We start from the raw sequence: 15,762 nt of genomic DNA, 5'->3' as shown, positions 1-15,762 counted from the left end.
CGACCCGGGAACCGCACCGGTGCCGACAGCAGACAGCAGACGGCCGCCACTTCCACGGAAGCGGCGGCCGTCGCGGTGGCCCGGCCGGGCCACCGGGAGCGCTACTGCTGGGGAGCGGCCGGCGGCTGCGGGAACCCGTAGCCGTCACCGGTCCCGGCCCCGGACGGATCGCCGGGCTGCGGGGCCGCGGCGCCCGGCTGTCCCTGCCCCGGGTGAGGTACCTGCTCTCCCTGCTGCGGCCAGGCGTGACCGGGCTGCGGCGCGTACGGCTGACCGGGCACCGGCGCGGCACCCTGGGCGGGCACGCCCTGCTGGGGCTGCTGCCAGCCGCCCTGCGGCACCCCGGGCTGCCCCTGCTGCGCCTGCGGATACCCCTGTGCCTGCTGCCCCTGCGGGTACGGCTGTGCCTGCTGCCCCGGGTACGGCTGCCCCGCCTGGTACGGCTGACCGGGCTGGCCGACGTGACCGGGCTGGTGCTGCTGGCCCGCCGGGAACTGCTGCGCCCCCGGCTGGTATTGCTGCCCGGGCTGCATCTGCTGCTGTGCGTACGGGTACGGCTGGGCCGGCGGGACCTGCTGCCCTGGCTGGTGCGGCTGCTCCGGCTGCGGCTGCTGGCCGGCACCCGGGTGGCCGGCGTACCCGGCCGGGGCCGGCTGGGCCTGCCCCGGTACCTGGACGCCCGGCTGGCCCTGGCCGGGCATCGGCGGCGCCATGTGCGGCGGCGGCTGGCTGGTGCCGTCGCCGGTCCACAGCCCCTGCGCCTGCTGCGCCCGGGTGAAGTCCTCGGCGACCATGGCGGAGAGGTGGAAGTAGGCCTCGCGGGTCTTGGGCCGCATCATGTCCAGGTCGACCTCGGCACCGGCCGACAGGTGCTCGTCGAACGGCACCACGACCACACCCCGGCAGCGCGTCTCGAAGTGCGAGACGATGTCCTCCACCTTGATCATCTTCCCGGTCTCGCGGACCCCGGAGATCACGGTGATGCTCCGCGCGACCAGGTCGGCGTAGCCGTGCGCGGAGAGCCAGTCGAGCGTGGTGCTCGCGCTGCTCGCGCCGTCCACCGACGGGGTGGAGATGATGATCAACTGGTCGGCGAGGTCGAGCACTCCGCGCATCGCGCTGTACAGCAGGCCCGTGCCGGAGTCGGTGAGGATGATCGGGTACTGCTTGCCCAGCACGTCGATGACGCGCCGGTAGTCCTCGTCGTTGAACGTCGTCGACACCGCCGGGTCCACGTCGTTGGCGAGGATCTCCAGGCCGGAGGGCGCCTGCGAGGTGAACCGCCGGATGTCCATGTAGCTGTTGAGGTACGGGATGGCGGTCACCAGGTCGCGGATCGTGGCACCCGTCTCCCGCCGCACCCGGCGGCCGAGCGTCCCCGCGTCCGGGTTGGCGTCGATCGCGATCACCTTGTCCTGCCGCTCGGAGGCGAGCGTGGCCCCCAGCGCGGTCGTGGTGGTGGTCTTGCCGACACCGCCCTTGAGGCTGATCACCGCGATCCGGTAGCAGGACAGCACCGGCGTCCGGATCAGCTCCAGCTTCCGCTGCCGCTCGGCCTCCTCCTTCCGGCCGCCGATCTTGAAGCGGGAGCCCCCGGGGTTCCCCTGCTTCCTGGGCTTCGGCTTGTTGCGGAGCAGCCGGTCGGAGGAGAGCTCCACCGCCGCGGTGTAGCCGAGCGGGGCACCCGTCCCCTGGCCGGGCCGCTGCCGCTGCTCGGCGGAGACGGTGGGCCAGCCACCGGTGCGCGGGTCGGCGGGGCCGGCCTGCGCCGCGCCGGGCTGGGCGGCCGCGGACTGCTGCGGATAGCCGTAACCGTCCGGCACGGCACCGGCCTCGGGGCCTGCCGCGGCGGGCTGCGCGGCGCCGGAGTTCCGGGGGTCCTGCGCCCCCGCGGCGGCGGCCGCGTCACCCGGCTGCGGATAGCCGTATCCGGCCTGCGCGGGCCCCGGCTGCCCGGCCGTCTGCTCCGGGCCGTGCGGCCGGCTCTGGGCCTGTCCGGGCACCTGACCGTGCGCGGCGGCCGGCGCCTGCTGCTGCCCGGGGATGTACGCCGCGGGCGGCTGCCCCGCGGCGCCGCCGGGCTGCGGGAATCCGTAACCCCCCGACGGGAAGTGCGTGTTCGCCTCCGGCGCCCCGGGAGCGGCGGCCGGATCGTGCGGCCGGCCGGCGACCGGGCCGGTGGCGGCGGCGGGCTGGACGAACGCCTGACCGCCGTGGGCGCCCGGCCCGGCGGCCCCGCCCTGCACGTCCGGCACGCTTCCGGCCGGCTGCTGCCCGACGGCGCCGGGCTGCGGGAATCCGTAGCCACCGGCCGCGGCGGCCTCGGTCCGGGCGGCGGGCACACCCGGGCCCGCCTGGTGCGCCGGGGGGACCTGCCCGGCCTGCCCCGGAACGGCGTCCCCGGCGTCCGGCCGCGGGTAGCCGTAACCGCCGGCCGGCTGTGCCCCGCCCTGTGCCGGGACCCCCGGCACACCGGGCGCCGGGACGCCGGCCGCGTGCTGCTGCGGAGCCGCGGAATCCGTCTCCGGCCGCGGGAAGCCGTAACCACCCGCAGCGGTGCCGGTGGCGGGCGCGGGCTGCCCCTGGGTGCCCGGGGCCGGCGGCGGCCAGGCCGCGGCCTGCTGGGCGAAGGACGCGCCGGGGACGGCCTCGGGGCCTCCCGGAGCTGCGCCCGCCGACGGCGCCTGCGCGCCGCCGCCCTGCGCCTGGGCGCCGGTGGCCGGTGCCTGGGGGCCGGTGGGCTGCGGCTCGCCGGAGGGCCACGGGCTCCAGGCGCCGGTGTCCGCCGGGCCTCCGGCGGTGCCGGCCGCGGCCGGCTGACCGGACGCCTCGTCGGGGCCGGGCTGCGGCGCGGCCGGCTCGAAGTCCGGCGGCAGCGGCGGAAGTCCGCCCTTGGGCACCGGCGGCGGAGTCCACGCCGCGGCCGGCTTCTCCCGCGAGGCGTAGAGCGGCGGCGGGGCGTCCTGCGGTTCGCCGCCGGCCGGGGCGGCGCCCGGCGCCGACGGCACGGCGTCGGTGGGCTCCGGCCCCTGCTCGGCGACCTTGCGGCGGAGCGCCGCGCTGGAGAACTGCATGGTGCCCTCGCTGCGCAGGGTGCCGTCCGACGGCGGGGTGCCGCCGGCCGGTCCGGCGTCGCCCGGGGCGGCCTGGGCGGCCGACCGCTCCGCGATCTCCTGACGGAGCGCGGCGCTGGAGAACCGCATGGTCGCCTTGGAGACGACGTCTCCGCTGCCGGTGTCCTCCGGCCGCTCGTCGCCGCTCTCCGCGTCACCGCCGGAGGCACCGAAGGAGAAGGAGTCGGCACCCAGCGGCTCGGGGCCCGCCGCGTCATCGTCATCGCCGGCGCCGTCCGCGTCCGGTCCGGCGAGCACCACCACCGCGAAATCGCCGTCGTCCGGGCCACCGGCGTGCCCGGCCGGCGGGGATACCGGACCGGTGTCACCGGTCGGTCCCTCGTCATCACCGGCACGAGTGACCTCGTCGGCGTCGGTCTCGTCGACGGCGGAGCCGGACGCGTCGCCGGTGGCGTCGTCCCGGTCACCGGAACCGGCACGGCTGCCGGTGTCCTCGGTGCTCGCCGGGTCCGCAGCGAGCGGGGCCGCGCCGGATGCCGGGGCCGGCCGGTCCCAGTCGGCCGAGACCGCGTCGAGCAGCGCGTCGATGCCCGTGGGGTCCGATCCGGTGCGTGCGCCCTCCGCGTCGCGCCCGGCGGCCGTGCCCGTGTCGGTGCCGGTGTCGGTGTCCGTGCCGGTGTCCTCGTCCGCGGTCCGGTCGTTGGTGGCGCCGATCGCGGGGGCGTCCGCGTCCCCGTCCCCGTCGTCCTCGGCGTCCGGACCGAACGTCAGCGACCGCTCCGCGGCGTCGTCCTCCGGGTCCGGCGCCGAGCTGCCGCCGACCACCGGGGCCGGCGGAACCGAAGCGGCGGACCAGGCGCCCGGGCCACCCGCACGCGCCTCGTCGTCGGCCCCGTCCGCAGCCGCCGATCCACCGTCACCGGACGAGTCCGGGGCGGAGGACGTGGCGTCGCTGCCGGACCGCCCGGAGGTGCCGTCCTCCGCTTCCGCGGTGGCCGGGGTGGTCCCGTCCTCCGCGGGCACCGGCTGCGGTGCGGTCGTGGGCGGCGTCCAAGCCGACGGGAACCCGGGCGGCTCCGGCGGGCCGGGGAACGCGACCGGGCTGCCGGTCGGCGGCGGCGGGGGCGGGATCACACCGGACGGCCCGCCGGTGTCCGGCCGGGCACCGGCGCCACCCGCTCCTCCCCGGTCACCGGTGGCACTCGACGAAGCGGCCGACGACGACGCGGCGTCCTGCGTGTACCAGGAAGGCGTGCTGTAGTCGATGGTGAACTCGCCGGTGTGCTCGGCCTCCGCGTCGGACCGATCATCGCCGGGTGTGGTTCCGCCCGTGCGGATCTCGTCCCGATCGCTGCTCACAATGCCTCCTGGTGTGGTCGAGCACCTTGTATGCCCGGGCGAGGCCGATCGTTGCCGTCGTGCGTTCCGACCGCTCGGCTTTCCCTTTCATGACGCCGGGGACCCGTGGACGGGTTCTCCACCGTGCACAACAAGACTAATCACCACGAGCCCAGCGAGGGCAGGCCCGCCCCCGCCCTCGTGCATGACCGATGTCTCACACCCGCGGCAATCGAACGCCACGTCCACGGAACTCTGCACCAAGTACCGGCCGATACACCGCAATACGCGTCAAACCATGCGTCAATCCACCCGGCGAGGGGCGCCGAGCAGCCCTGACTCGGCCTCGGTCGCCCGCAGCGACACATATTGACGCCAGCCCCGAGTGCACCAGAGAGTCACCCAGTCCGGGAGCGTGGACAGCGCCGCCACATCGGCCCGCGGCAGCGCCATGACGCGGCCTATCTCCTCCGCCTCGTCGGGGGAGACGCGCTGCACCCCGACCAGCCCGGCGTGTTCCAGCAACCGCGGGGCCACCGGGCTGAGATACGGCAGCAGCGTCAGCACCGACTGCCACGGCGTCGCCGTCACCCTGCCGCGCGGCGGCCGTATGCCGCAGTCCCGGACGACGAGCACCGGGCCGCGGACCGAAGCCCCTTGCGGCGCCACCCGGCCCACTTCGTGCGTCACCATGCACGGATGCCCGCCCCCGGCCGCCTGCACCAGGCGGGCCCAGGACTGCGCCCGTCCCGTCTCGACGGCCACACGTGTGCCCGTCCCGGCGGTCCGCAGCGCGAGTATCTGCGCCGTCCAGAGTCCGCCGACGAGCACCACGTCGAAGGGGACCGGCCTGCTCAGCCCGAGCATCACCGGCTCACCCTGCTGGTCGATGCCGGCCACCACACCGTCGTCGCCGATGGGGAGGGACAGCGCGGAGAGCCGGTCCACGGAGACGCTGTGCCGGGCGCGGCGCGGCCCGAGGAGACCGAAGCCGAGGCGCGGTCCGCGTATCCGGCGCCGCGCCGCCGGTAGCGCGTCCGGCGCGTCCGGCGACGGCGCCGGGGCATACGGACCCGCGGTCGTGCTCGGGGCGTACGGATCCGCCGTCGTGCCCGGGGCGTACGGATCCGCGGGCACAGCCGGGGCGTACGGGGCGGCGGCCGCGGCGGGGACGTACGGGCCGGGGCCCGCCGCCGGAACCGGGGCCCGCCCGCCCTGGCCGTGCCCAGGAACCTGCCGCTGCTGTCCGGCGGCGGGAGACGACCGAGCCGTCCCCGGTGGCGGATGCTCCCCTCCGCCCGTCGACGGTGGCGATCCGTACGGTGGTACCGACATCAGCGGGTCCCTCCCAGCGGCAGGGTCGCCAGCACACCGGGCACCTGCTCACGGTCCAGCCGGACGATCCCCGCCTTCGCCGTCCGCGCCGCCTGCTCCAGCTCGCGTCGCGCTCGCACCAGTTCGTCGTCGCCGCGCGTGGTGATCCGCAGGTGCCCGCTGACCACGGCCTCGTGCCGACCGCCCCGGCTCAGCGTCAGGCTGAACGTCGTGCTGAGCACCCGTACCGAGGTGAGCCGCGCGACCAGGCCCGCCAACGACATCGCTCCGGGGCCGTTCGCGCCCCGGCCGGTGGTGTCCGCCCCCAACTGCGGCCAGCGTCCCAGCCAGTACGTCGTGTGCCGACGGTCGTCGCACCGCCAGGTGCGCGAGGTCTCCACGGTGCGCCGGGAAGCCGCCCCGGTGCGCCCGGCGCCGCCTGAGTGGGCCGCGGAGGCCGCGGACGCTATCGGATCCGCGCAGGCGGCGGCCGCCACCGCGGCGACCACCCCGTCCTCGCTGAGCACCGTCGCCCGGAACCCGGCCCCGGTGAGCCGGCTCGCCAGCTGGTCGGCCGAGCGCAGCAGGCATCGCTGCGCCCCCTCCAGCCCGCCGCCCCGCGCCGCGACCGCCTCCGGGCACAGCTCCGGATCGAGCTTCAGGGCGATCCACGTCAGCCGGACCGCCGGGGCTCCCGTCTCCGCCTGCAACGGCGCGTAGTTGCGGGTGGCCACCGCCTGCTCCGGCAGGTGCGCCGCCGGAGCGGGCTGGGTCTGCTGGAGGAGTTGCGCCGACTCCAGCCGTATGCCGTCGACCTCCAGCGCGTCGTGCACCAGGGACAGGGGCAGTCCCTGCGCACCGCCCCGTGGCCGCAGCTTCGTGTCGCGCGGCTCCACCTGCAGCACCGCCGTCAGGAACGTCCCGTCGCCGATCATGCCGACCGGGCGCCGCTCCCGGTCCAGGAAGCTGAGGGTGCGCAACGCCGGATCGCATTCGACCGCCGGCACCAGTCCGGCGTCCGTGCCCGCGGGAACCGCCGCTCCCCGCGCTCTCCGCGCCCGCCGTCGCATCGCCAGCGCCGCGCCCAGCCACTCGGGCAGCGACCGTCTGCGCCGCCGGGCCACCGCCAGGACCACCAGCGGAGCGGCCACCACCGCGGCGGGGACCACCAGCAGCGCGTCGACCACCCAGGCCACCAGCAGCAGCGCGGCCGCGATCTCCAGCAGCACGATCTGCCGCAGCGGAAGAACCCCGGACCGGCCCGGGCGCGAGGCGACACGCAGCACGGCCGGCCCCGTCGACGGTCCACCGGCCGGAGCCGGGCCTGCCGAGGGACGACCGCCGGGCGGCCCCTCCGCCCGGCCCGTGCCCGTCACCCCCGACGCGCCGGACCCCGGCACGCCCGCCCCCGGCGCGCCGTGGCCGCCCCGCGCCGCAGGCACAGCGGTACCCGCACCCCGTGACATCCCGCATCCCCCCTCGAACCGGACAGTCCCCGACAACTCCGTGACACCGACGCGGCCGTGACCGCTGCGGCCGACGGGCCGCCCGGCGGCCGCGCTGACCCTGCGAATCTCCAGCGGGACGCGCAGTGACCGCCCTGCACGCAACGTGTCGACTCGTACACGGCATAGTAGGGGGCCGGTCTGACAATCACGGCCCGGGGGAGAAGCGGTCACCGATGGCATCACGGCGGGATGAGCTCAACGCGTACACCTACGCCAAGAAACGGCTGGTCGCCGCATTCCTGCAACCGTCACCCGCCGGAACCGAGGAGGGCGCCCCCCGTCCGCTCCGCGCCGTCCTGCCCGGCCTCGTCATCGGGGCGCTGATCCTCGCCGGGTTCGGCGCGTGGGGCATGTTCAAGCCCAAGGCGCCCAAGGGCTGGGACGCCCCGGCCACCAACGTCATCATCGGCTCCAAGTCCACCACGCGTTACGTGGTCCTGAAGACCAACGGCAAGGCACAGCTCCACCCCGTCCTCAACCTCGCCTCCGCCAAACTCCTCCTCGACCCCGGCAAGGGCAAGGTCATCAAGGTCGACGAGAAGGTGCTGGACAACGGAGACCTGCCGCACGGACCCACCCTCGGCATCCCGTACGCCCCGGACCGGCTCCCCAGCCCCGGCGACGCCGGCCAGGCCAAGCGCTGGGCGGTCTGCCAGCAGCCGGGCGGCCACGGTACGACGGTCCAGGAGGCGACCTTCGTCTTCGCCGAGCGCGAGGCGGAGCAGCGGACCGACGGCAGCCGGCGGCTCCGGGGCGGCCAGGTGCTGTACGTCGAGAGCGAGCGCACCAAGGCCCGCTACATCGTCGACGCGGGCGGCACCAAGTACCTGGTCAGCGGCGGCCAGTGGCGCCGGCACGCGCCCGCCGCCACCGCCGGCGACAACGATCTGCTGCTCAAGGCCGTGGTCGGCGACCGCAGCCGGCCGCAACGTGTCACCGACGACTGGCTCGCCACCCTGCACGACGGCGACCCCATCACCTTCCCCGAGGTACCCGGCCCCTTCGGCTCCCGGGCCGGGGTGGCCGGGCTGGACCCCGACGAGGACAGGGTCGGCATGGTCCTGCGGACCGAGACCGGCGCGGGCCCGCAGCAGTACGTCGTACTGCCGGGCAGGGTGGCGCCGGTGTCCGACTTCGCCGCCCGGCTGCTGCTCGGCTCCGATGAGTCCAACGCGCTCGACCAAGCCGGCCACCCCAAGGGCGTCGACCCCAGCGCCACCCGGGCCAGCGGCGCGCCGTTCGCCGATGACCGCAGGTGGCCGCAGCAGGCCGCCGAACAGGTCAACGCGGCCACCGGAGCCGGGGCCCGGGACACGGTGTGCAGCGTGCTCCGCGACGTCAGCGGCAACGGCACCACCCGGCTCAGCACCTGGGCCGGCACCGGATTCCCCGCCACCATCGTGGAGGGCGGCAGCCGCACCTACGTCACCCCCGGCACCGGGCTGCTCTACCGCCAGGTGTCGGGCAGCCAGTCGGAGACCGGGTCGCTCTTCCTGGTCACCGACACCGGGCTGCGCTACGCCGTGCAGAACAACAACGACAGCAGCGCGGAGAAGTCGAGGATCGGCACCGCACCGAGCGGCGACACCGACGAAACACGGGAAGGTGAGGCCCGCATCCGCCTCGGCTACCGGGACGTCGAGCCGCCGCCGGTGCCCGCCACGTGGTCGCAGTTCCTCTCCCGGGGACCGCGGCTGGACAGGAACAGCGCCCAGCAGCCCCAGGGCTCCTGAGACGAGTAGGAGGGAAGACGATGGCCCAGCTCCGGAAACCGGCGGCGCTCACCGCCGCCGCCCTGCTCACCGCCCTCACCGGAGCCTCCGGGGCGGCCCTCCCCGGCGCCCCGGAGGCGAGCGGCACCGCGGCGGACCGGCCCTCCGGGACCGTCCCGGCCGGTGTCGGCGAGTGCACCTACCCGATGAAGGAGCAGTACAAGGCCCGCCCCTGGGCGCTGCAACGGGTCGCCCTCGACGAACTGTGGCGCGACACCCGGGGGAAGGGCATCCGGGTCGCGGTCATCGACACCGGTGTGGACGACCGCAACCCGCAGCTGCGCGGCGCCGTCGACAAGGGGAGTGGGCTGGACCTGCTCGGCAACGGCAAGCGGAAGGACCCCACCCACGACGAGGTGGGCCACGGCACCAAGGCCGCAGGCATCATCGCCGCCCGCCCCCGCAAAGGCACCGGCTTCGTGGGCCTGGCACCGAAAGCGACCATCATCCCGATCCGCCAGAACGACGAGAACGGCAAGGGCACCACGAGGACGATGGCCGCGGCCATTCGCCACGCCATCAACGAGAAGGCCCACGTCATCAACATCTCGCAGGACACGGTGAAGCCGCTCTCCAGCGACTCCGAGCTGGCCGTGGCCGTCCGGGAGGCCCGCGAGCGGAACATCGTCGTCGTGGCCTCCGCCGGCAACGACGGCGCGGACGGCAAGCGCAAGAACACCTATCCCGCCGCCTACGAGGGCGTACTGGCCGTGGCCGCGTCCGACCGCAACGACGAACGCGCGCCCTTCTCGCAGAGCGGGGACTTCATCGGCGTCGCGGCACCCGGCGTCGACATGGTCTCCACCGTGCCCGGATACGGCCACTGCGCGGACAACGGCACCTCCTTCTCCGCCCCGTACGTGACCGGCGTGGCGGCCCTGCTCAGGGCCAAGTACCCGAAGTGGACCGAGCACCAGATCGTCACCCAGATCGAGCAGACCGCCGACCGCGTCGTCAACCAACGTGACCCGTACGTGGGGTGGGGCGTGGTCAACCCGGTCCGCGCGCTCCAGGAGGACGAGGGACGCCCGATCGACAAGGTGACTCTCGACCGCGGACCGTCCGACGACATCGCAGCACCCGAACCGGCGCCCCTGGCCTTCGGTGAGACCCCGCAGCAGCGCGAGGAGCGACTCGCGACCTACACCCTGGGCGCCGCCGCCCTCCTGGTCGCCGTCGTCGCGGGCATCGCGACCGTGGCACGCGACTGGCGCCGCCGCCGCCCGTGAACCGGTGCCCCGACGCCGAGCGGCCCGCCCCGCCGCCCGCCCCCGCAGTGGGACGTGCCCGGCGCATTCCACGGTCGCCGGGCGTAGGCAAACCACCGGGCATCGGGCACACGGCACACGTCCGCTAGGCGCCGGCCTGAGGCCGTATCCACCGTCCGCACCGGAAAGGGAGGAAAGCCGAAGGCGAGAACGGAAAACCTCTCCATCCCCTCCGGTCGCCTCACCGGATTCGGCGTAGGAGAAATGAAGAACGGTCCACCGAACCACCCGCTCGCCACCATTCCGCGCACCCGCGCATGAGTACGCGTACTCAGATGAAGTGAGTCCTCGTACTCGCCGCCGGAACGCGTATGTGACGCAGCGGCTCGACCTGTGCCGCGCAAGCCGGATGGCCCGGAGGACCGGGCCCGCGAGATGCCTCACAGACCGCGGCGGCCGTTCCCACCCGTCGCGGTGAATGTCCTAGAACCTCCAAATCCGTCAAGCGGCTCAGTAGTTGGTCCGTCACGCTGAGGGGTCTACAGTGGCCCGTGAAGCCATCGGCGCCGTAGGGGAGAGCGGAGTAGATGAGCAAGCACGAGGAGCCGGACAACTGGCGCACACACGGGGACCCGGACTTCAAACGCGAGGCCGAGTCACTGCTGGATTTCAAGAAGCGGATCGACCGCATCCTGATCGATCTCGGTGATTCTCCGGCAGCCAAGGACTCGATCAGCCGGCAGTCCATCGTCCGAGCCGCATTCGGGCAGGGATTCCTCGCGGCCGATGACCTCGCCGACGCGTACGAAAAGACTCATCGCCGCCTCGAGAAGTTCTCACGAACACTCGGCGAGCAACTGGAAGCGCTGGGCATCGCGGTGCAGATCGCAGACCGCGGTTACGACGGTGTCGAAGCCGACCAGCTGGCACGCTTCCGGCAATTGCAGAAGAAGACCCGCGAGGACTATCCCGAGCTCCATGACACCGCACCCGAGACCGGGCAGCCGTCGACCACACCACCCGGCAGCGGCGACACCGGCGGTGCCGGGTCGGACTTCAGCTAGCAGAGGGAAGGAACCATGGGGGAGTTCGACGGCAAGTCCATGGCCGACCTGCACACCATGCTGGCCGGCTCCGACGCGACCAGACTGACCGAGACGGGCCAGGCCCTGGGGAAGGCCGGCCCACTGATCACCGCCATCGGGGAAGGAGTGAAGCGGTATGCGTCCCGAGTGGAGTGGAAGGGCCGAGCCAACGACTCCTTCCGTGAATGGGCCCACGACTTCTCACTGGAAGTACTGAGGCTCGCCGAGCTCACGGACGCCGTCGGAACGCAGATCGCGGAGGCCGGAAACGCCCTGGCCTTCGCCAAGAAGGCGATCCCCGCACCCATCGACGCCCGGCAAGCACACGGGGACCCGGACCTGGACGACGCCCTCGAGGCAGAGGCCGCCAAACTCAACGAAGCCGTCCACGAGATGGAGAAGCTGTCCTCGGCGTACACGGTGTCCCGGGAGACGATGGCCGCGCAGAGAGAGCCGCGATTCGCAGCTCTGCCGGAGACGAGATACGGCGATTCCATGGAACGCCCCTACGAGTCGGCACCTCGGACAAGTCCACTATCCGGCGCTGCTCACGCCGGCCCCGAGGTGCTGCACGGCACGGTGCCCGGCTCCAGTGGCACTCAGTCGCCCCTCCCCGTGCCGCCGGGACCGGAAGACACCACACCACCCGGGCGGGCATCGACCTCGACAGTGATCGACTCAGTGGCAGCCGAACCTCAGGAGGAACGGACTCGGCCCCCCACCGCTCCACCGACGTCTGTCGAAGGCACGGATCGCCTGGGAAGCCCGCCTACGGATCCTGTTTCCGCCCCCCGCCACGACGGCAGAGTCCCCCGGGCCCACCGCCAAGGACCCGCGGCCCAGCGCATCCATCACGAGCGAACAAGTGCGACCAGGGTGCCCACCGTGAACAGCCCCCACCCGCAAGCCCCGATCAGCGGTGGCCGCACCCGCCCCATCGGGGAAACGGCACCTGCGAGGGGCATGCCACGAGCGACGGTGATCGGCGAGGGGGCGCCGTCGGTGCAACGAGGCATGACACCAGGCGTGGGGATGGGGGGTTCTCCTGTCGCCGGTAACCGGATGCCGGGGGGAGGTGTGCCCACCCAGAGGAGAGCGGCAACGCAGCCTGGTGCGCTCGGTGCGCCACGCCCGTCCGGGCAAACTCAGCGGAGCGTGCCTGCTCTCGGTGGCGGCGTGGGGGCCGGCCGCACATCAGCGCCACGGCCGAGGGCGGGAGACGACCGCACGGTGCCGGACGGCAGTAGCGATTCCCGCCGGGCATCAGGTCAACGGCGAGCGCTAGCAGAACCTGTGGCGACTGGCGGGCCGGAAGCCACCGGGGACTGGCGGCCCTTCACCACTGGCGGAAGTGGGCTCGCCCGGGCCTCCCAGGAAGCGGACGGTACCACTGCCGAGGAATAGGCCTTGCTCCGGATGCGGGGCCGTGATCGTCCGTTGTTCCCTTACAGGTCAGCTCACTTGTCACACAGAAGGAAGTAGGTCGCATGCCGTCAAGAAGATTCATTCGGTGCGCTGTCAGCCTGCTTACCTGCGCCAGCTTCGTGGTCCTTTCTTCCTCCACAGCGTCGGCGGAGGGCATACGAGAAAGGCAGTGGTACCTCGATGCCATGAAGGCCGAGGAACTGTGGAAGGTGAGTGACGGCGAAGGGGTCACCGTTGCAGTCCTGGACGACGGTGTAGACGCCGCAACCCCCGAACTCAAAGGGCAGGTACTCAAGGGTCTGGACCTTTCCGGAGTGAAAGGCAAGACGGATCACCACGGAACCGAGATGGCCGCTCTCATCGCGGGCACCGGCGAGAGAGGGGGACTCGAAGGACTTGCGCCCGGTTCCAAGATTCTCCCCATTCGCACCTATATTCCCGGGGATCTCGGAGATCCCTCGGAACTCTGGTCCGAAGGCATCCGGTACGCGGTCGAACAGGGCGCAAAGGTGATCAACATCTCCCAGGGGGTGAAAGACGCCGATGAGTCGGCCGTGGCGAAGCTGCAGCAGGCCGTGGACGAGGCGGCAACCAGGGATGTGTTGATCTTCGCCGCCACAGGAAATGACGGGGATGACAGGAACGTACCTGCCTATCCCTCCGCGTTGCGCGGTGTGGTCGGCGTATCCGCGGTGGACAAGACGGGGCGGGTGTCGAAGTTCTCCACCCACGGCCCGCAGGTGGCGCTCGCGTCCCCGGGGGAAGACATTCCTCAGCGGTGTTCCAAGGCTGACGGTTTCTGTTCAGGTCAGGGCACCAGCCACGCCACCGCCCTCGCCTCCGCCTCCGCCGCCCTCATCTGGTCCAAGCACCCCGACTGGACCGCGAACCAGGTCCTGCGCGTGATGATGCAGACGACGAGCAAGCCGAAGGGGAAGGTCCCCAGCCGCTACATCGGCTACGGCATCATCCGCCCGGCCCAGGTGCTCATCGAGAACCGGGGGGACCCCGGCGACCCGGACGTGAACCCCCTTTTCCCCGACTACCGGCCCGGCCGGGCGCCCTCGTCACCGGCTGCGCCGCAATCTCCCGGAGGAAAGGAATCACGCCCCCCGGGCCAGAAAGAAGACCGTCCTGGAGAAGCTTCTGCGTCGACCGACGCAGCTGGAGAGGGCAATGACGCCCTGATCTGGGTGGCCGCTTCCGCGGCGGCGGGAGCGGTGGTACTCGCGGCGGCATTCGCGCTGATCCGTACTCGGCGGTCCCGCAGGTGATGTCAGTTCATCCGGTGTCAAGAAATGAGGAACGATGGGTCTCAAGCTCACGAACGAACAGCTGATCAAGCTGGAGAATCAGATCGATGGTGTCATCAGCAGCATGAACAACCAGGTGAACGACCTGGAGAACGTCATCGACATGCTGGCCACGCAGTGGCGTGGTGTCGGCGCGAGCCAGTTCAGCGTGGCGCAGCGGGACATCAACAACTACCAGCGGAATCTCGGCAATCTGATGGCCAAGGTACGCGAGGCCGTGGAGCTGACGCGCAAGAGCAACGGCACGAACGACGTCGGCGTGGCCGAAGCGATGGGGCGGGTGGACGTCAACGGCGCGGCGAGCGGCAGCGGAATGGTCGCCGCCGGCTCGTACGGCGAGAGCGGCGGCCAGTTCACGCAGCACTCCAAGCTGAGCGATCTCTGACCCAGAGTTCCGGCTGCCCGGCAGACATGACCATCTCTCGTAAAGGGGACCGCAAGTGACCATCAACAACTTGGACGAGATCGCCGTACAGTACGGCTCGCTCGCGAGTGCCGCGGAAAGCATCCGCAACTCCGCCAGGCGCCTGCGCGGCGACATCGAGACCATCCAGGGCGAGGTCGCACGTGTCGCGGAAGCATGGGAGGGCGAAGCCCACAATGCCTACGCACAGGTCCAGACGAACTGGGACATGCAGGCCGACGGCCTGCACAACACGCTGATGAAGATCGCCGCGCTGGTGGAGCAGGCGAGTGCCGACTACCAGACCACCGACAAGAAGGCCGCCACCTACTTCGACATCTGATCGAGGTCGAACCGGAAGTGCGCCGGACACGCGGACGTGCACTGCGGCACGGCATGGCTCCGCCGGTTCGAGGGATCGGTATGACGCGATGACCGCAACGGCACAGCCGGAAGCCCTGCCGTCCGCGGGGACGGGCGGGACAGCTGCCGCATCCGGCTGATCCGCTGTCGAGTCAGGGCAACCGAGAGGCCGAGAGACTCTGGCCCCACCGCATGAGCGGTGGGGCCAGACCCGCTTTGCGGCGCCGGCGAGGCATGGGGAGGGCCTGCCAAGGGAGCTTCATGGGCCTTCGGTAAGCAATTGCCGCAGCAGGTGGTCGAATCGCCGTCTCAGCGCTTGGCGGCGTCGTGGACGGAGACCTTGTTGTCGCAGTGCATGTTCAGCAGGATCTCCTCGGTGCCGGCCGTCAGGATTCGCTTCCGAGTGGCGTCGGTGAGCCCGAGGTGATCCGTCAATGTGCCGGTCAGGGCGAGGGGCTTCTTCACCTTGCTCTGGCGAGCGAGGTCCGGCCGTCGGCAGTCGACAAGCAGCTCCACGGAAGACCGTTGCGCATCCCGCGCCGTCGACCACGTCACGGATTTGCCCGCCTTGAGTTCCTTTTCCGGGAAGGTGTCCGGCCCCCATGTGAATTCCATTTCCAGTAGTCTCCTGACGCCTTCTGCGTCGTTGAAAACGCAGGGTTGGGTGTAGGCGTCCTCTGGATTCATGCTCAAGTCAAGGGCGTCGCCGCCCGTCTGAAAGAAGGGAGTGTCATCCCGGATGACATCCACCTTGGTGATGCCGTGCTTCTGGCGGAATTCCGTCACAGTGGCCTGGTCGAAGATACCATCGCAGGCGCGGGACAAAGGGCTGAGTAGAACGTTCCGTTTCGGTTTCTCAGGCTTGTCATCGCCTTCGCTGCTCTCGCACGCAGATACGAGCAGTGCTGCGCTGACCGGCAAGGCGAGGAGTTTTCGGGAAGGCGTGGAGCGAGTCATGG

10 protein-coding genes and 1 pseudogene are annotated in these 15,762 nt (G+C 72.2%); 6 read left to right on the top strand and 5 right to left on the bottom strand.

The genetic code is table 11. The annotated features are described in order from the left end of the window. Nucleotides 1–101: 101 nt before the first annotated feature. The 4 genes and pseudogenes from ACH4B3_RS00125 to eccE form a co-directional block, all read right to left on the bottom strand. On the bottom strand, nt 102–3,203 hold the full coding sequence (locus tag ACH4B3_RS00125) for an AAA family ATPase (protein WP_398461529.1): 3,102 nt from the start codon (nt 3,201–3,203) through the stop codon (nt 102–104). A 1,107-nt stretch (nt 3,204–4,310) separates the two neighbouring features. Continuing rightward, a pseudogene (locus ACH4B3_RS00120) lies at nt 4,311–4,433 on the bottom strand (SCO5717 family growth-regulating ATPase); the annotation flags it as partial. A 282-nt stretch (nt 4,434–4,715) separates the two neighbouring features. Continuing rightward, nucleotides 4,716–5,549 carry a hypothetical protein gene (locus ACH4B3_RS00115; RefSeq protein ID WP_398460435.1) on the bottom strand — a complete coding sequence of 278 codons (834 nt, stop codon included), beginning with the start codon at nt 5,547–5,549 and terminating at the stop codon, nt 4,716–4,718. Between the two features lie 197 nt (nt 5,550–5,746). Continuing rightward, nucleotides 5,747–7,012 carry a type VII secretion protein EccE gene (eccE, locus tag ACH4B3_RS00110; RefSeq protein WP_398460434.1) on the bottom strand — a complete coding sequence of 422 codons (1,266 nt, stop codon included), beginning with the start codon at nt 7,010–7,012 and terminating at the stop codon, nt 5,747–5,749. A gap of 395 nt (nt 7,013–7,407) precedes the next feature. Between eccE and eccB the strand changes: the two genes are divergently transcribed. The 6 genes from eccB (at nt 7,408) to ACH4B3_RS00080 (ending at nt 14,783) form a co-directional block, all read left to right on the top strand. Then, the gene (eccB, locus tag ACH4B3_RS00105) at nt 7,408–8,967 is read left to right on the top strand and encodes a type VII secretion protein EccB (RefSeq protein WP_398460433.1); all 1,560 of its coding nucleotides are present in this window, start codon (nt 7,408–7,410) and stop codon (nt 8,965–8,967) included. Nucleotides 8,968–8,987: 20 nt separating this feature from the next. Next, nucleotides 8,988–10,235: a type VII secretion-associated serine protease mycosin gene (mycP, locus tag ACH4B3_RS00100; protein WP_398460432.1), complete on the top strand. Its 1,248-nt coding sequence runs from the start codon at nt 8,988–8,990 to the stop codon at nt 10,233–10,235. A 566-nt stretch (nt 10,236–10,801) separates the two neighbouring features. Further along, nucleotides 10,802–11,278, top strand: coding sequence for a hypothetical protein (locus tag ACH4B3_RS00095; protein WP_398460431.1), 477 nt, complete (start codon nt 10,802–10,804; stop codon nt 11,276–11,278). Nucleotides 11,279–12,909: 1,631 nt separating this feature from the next. Next, nucleotides 12,910–13,998 (top strand): S8 family serine peptidase, encoded by a 1,089-nt coding sequence (locus ACH4B3_RS00090; protein ID WP_398460430.1) that lies wholly within the window; start codon nt 12,910–12,912, stop codon nt 13,996–13,998. Between the two features lie 34 nt (nt 13,999–14,032). Further along, complete coding sequence (locus ACH4B3_RS00085) at nt 14,033–14,422, top strand: WXG100 family type VII secretion target (RefSeq protein ID WP_398460429.1); 390 nt, start codon at nt 14,033–14,035, stop codon at nt 14,420–14,422. Between the two features lie 55 nt (nt 14,423–14,477). After that, nucleotides 14,478–14,783, top strand: coding sequence for a WXG100 family type VII secretion target (locus ACH4B3_RS00080; RefSeq protein ID WP_398460428.1), 306 nt, complete (start codon nt 14,478–14,480; stop codon nt 14,781–14,783). A 329-nt stretch (nt 14,784–15,112) separates the two neighbouring features. On the opposite strand, the gene ACH4B3_RS00075 is transcribed toward ACH4B3_RS00080, so the two are convergent. After that, nucleotides 15,113–15,760 carry a hypothetical protein gene (locus tag ACH4B3_RS00075; RefSeq protein WP_398460427.1) on the bottom strand — a complete coding sequence of 216 codons (648 nt, stop codon included), beginning with the start codon at nt 15,758–15,760 and terminating at the stop codon, nt 15,113–15,115. Nucleotides 15,761–15,762: the final 2 nt, after the last annotated feature.

It is taken from the genome of Streptomyces sp. NPDC018031 (genome assembly GCF_044327625.1).
Lineage (GTDB): Bacteria > Actinomycetota > Actinomycetes > Streptomycetales > Streptomycetaceae > Streptomyces.
This window is presented reverse-complemented; position numbering and strand designations above follow the sequence as displayed.

What these genes read in the sequence shown, in the direction of transcription:
- ACH4B3_RS00085 (WP_398460429.1), top strand. Translation starts at nt 14,033, where the DNA reads ATGGGTCTCAAGCTCACGAACGAACAGCTGATCAAGCTGGAGAATCAG.
- ACH4B3_RS00075 (WP_398460427.1), bottom strand. Translation starts at nt 15,760, where the DNA reads ATGACTCGCTCCACGCCTTCCCGAAAACTCCTCGCCTTGCCGGTCAGC.
- ACH4B3_RS00125 (WP_398461529.1), bottom strand. Translation starts at nt 3,203, where the DNA reads ATGCGGTTCTCCAGCGCCGCGCTCCGTCAGGAGATCGCGGAGCGGTCG.
- mycP (WP_398460432.1), top strand. Translation starts at nt 8,988, where the DNA reads ATGGCCCAGCTCCGGAAACCGGCGGCGCTCACCGCCGCCGCCCTGCTC.
- eccB (WP_398460433.1), top strand. Translation starts at nt 7,408, where the DNA reads ATGGCATCACGGCGGGATGAGCTCAACGCGTACACCTACGCCAAGAAA.
- ACH4B3_RS00095 (WP_398460431.1), top strand. Translation starts at nt 10,802, where the DNA reads ATGAGCAAGCACGAGGAGCCGGACAACTGGCGCACACACGGGGACCCG.
- ACH4B3_RS00090 (WP_398460430.1), top strand. Translation starts at nt 12,910, where the DNA reads ATGAAGGCCGAGGAACTGTGGAAGGTGAGTGACGGCGAAGGGGTCACC.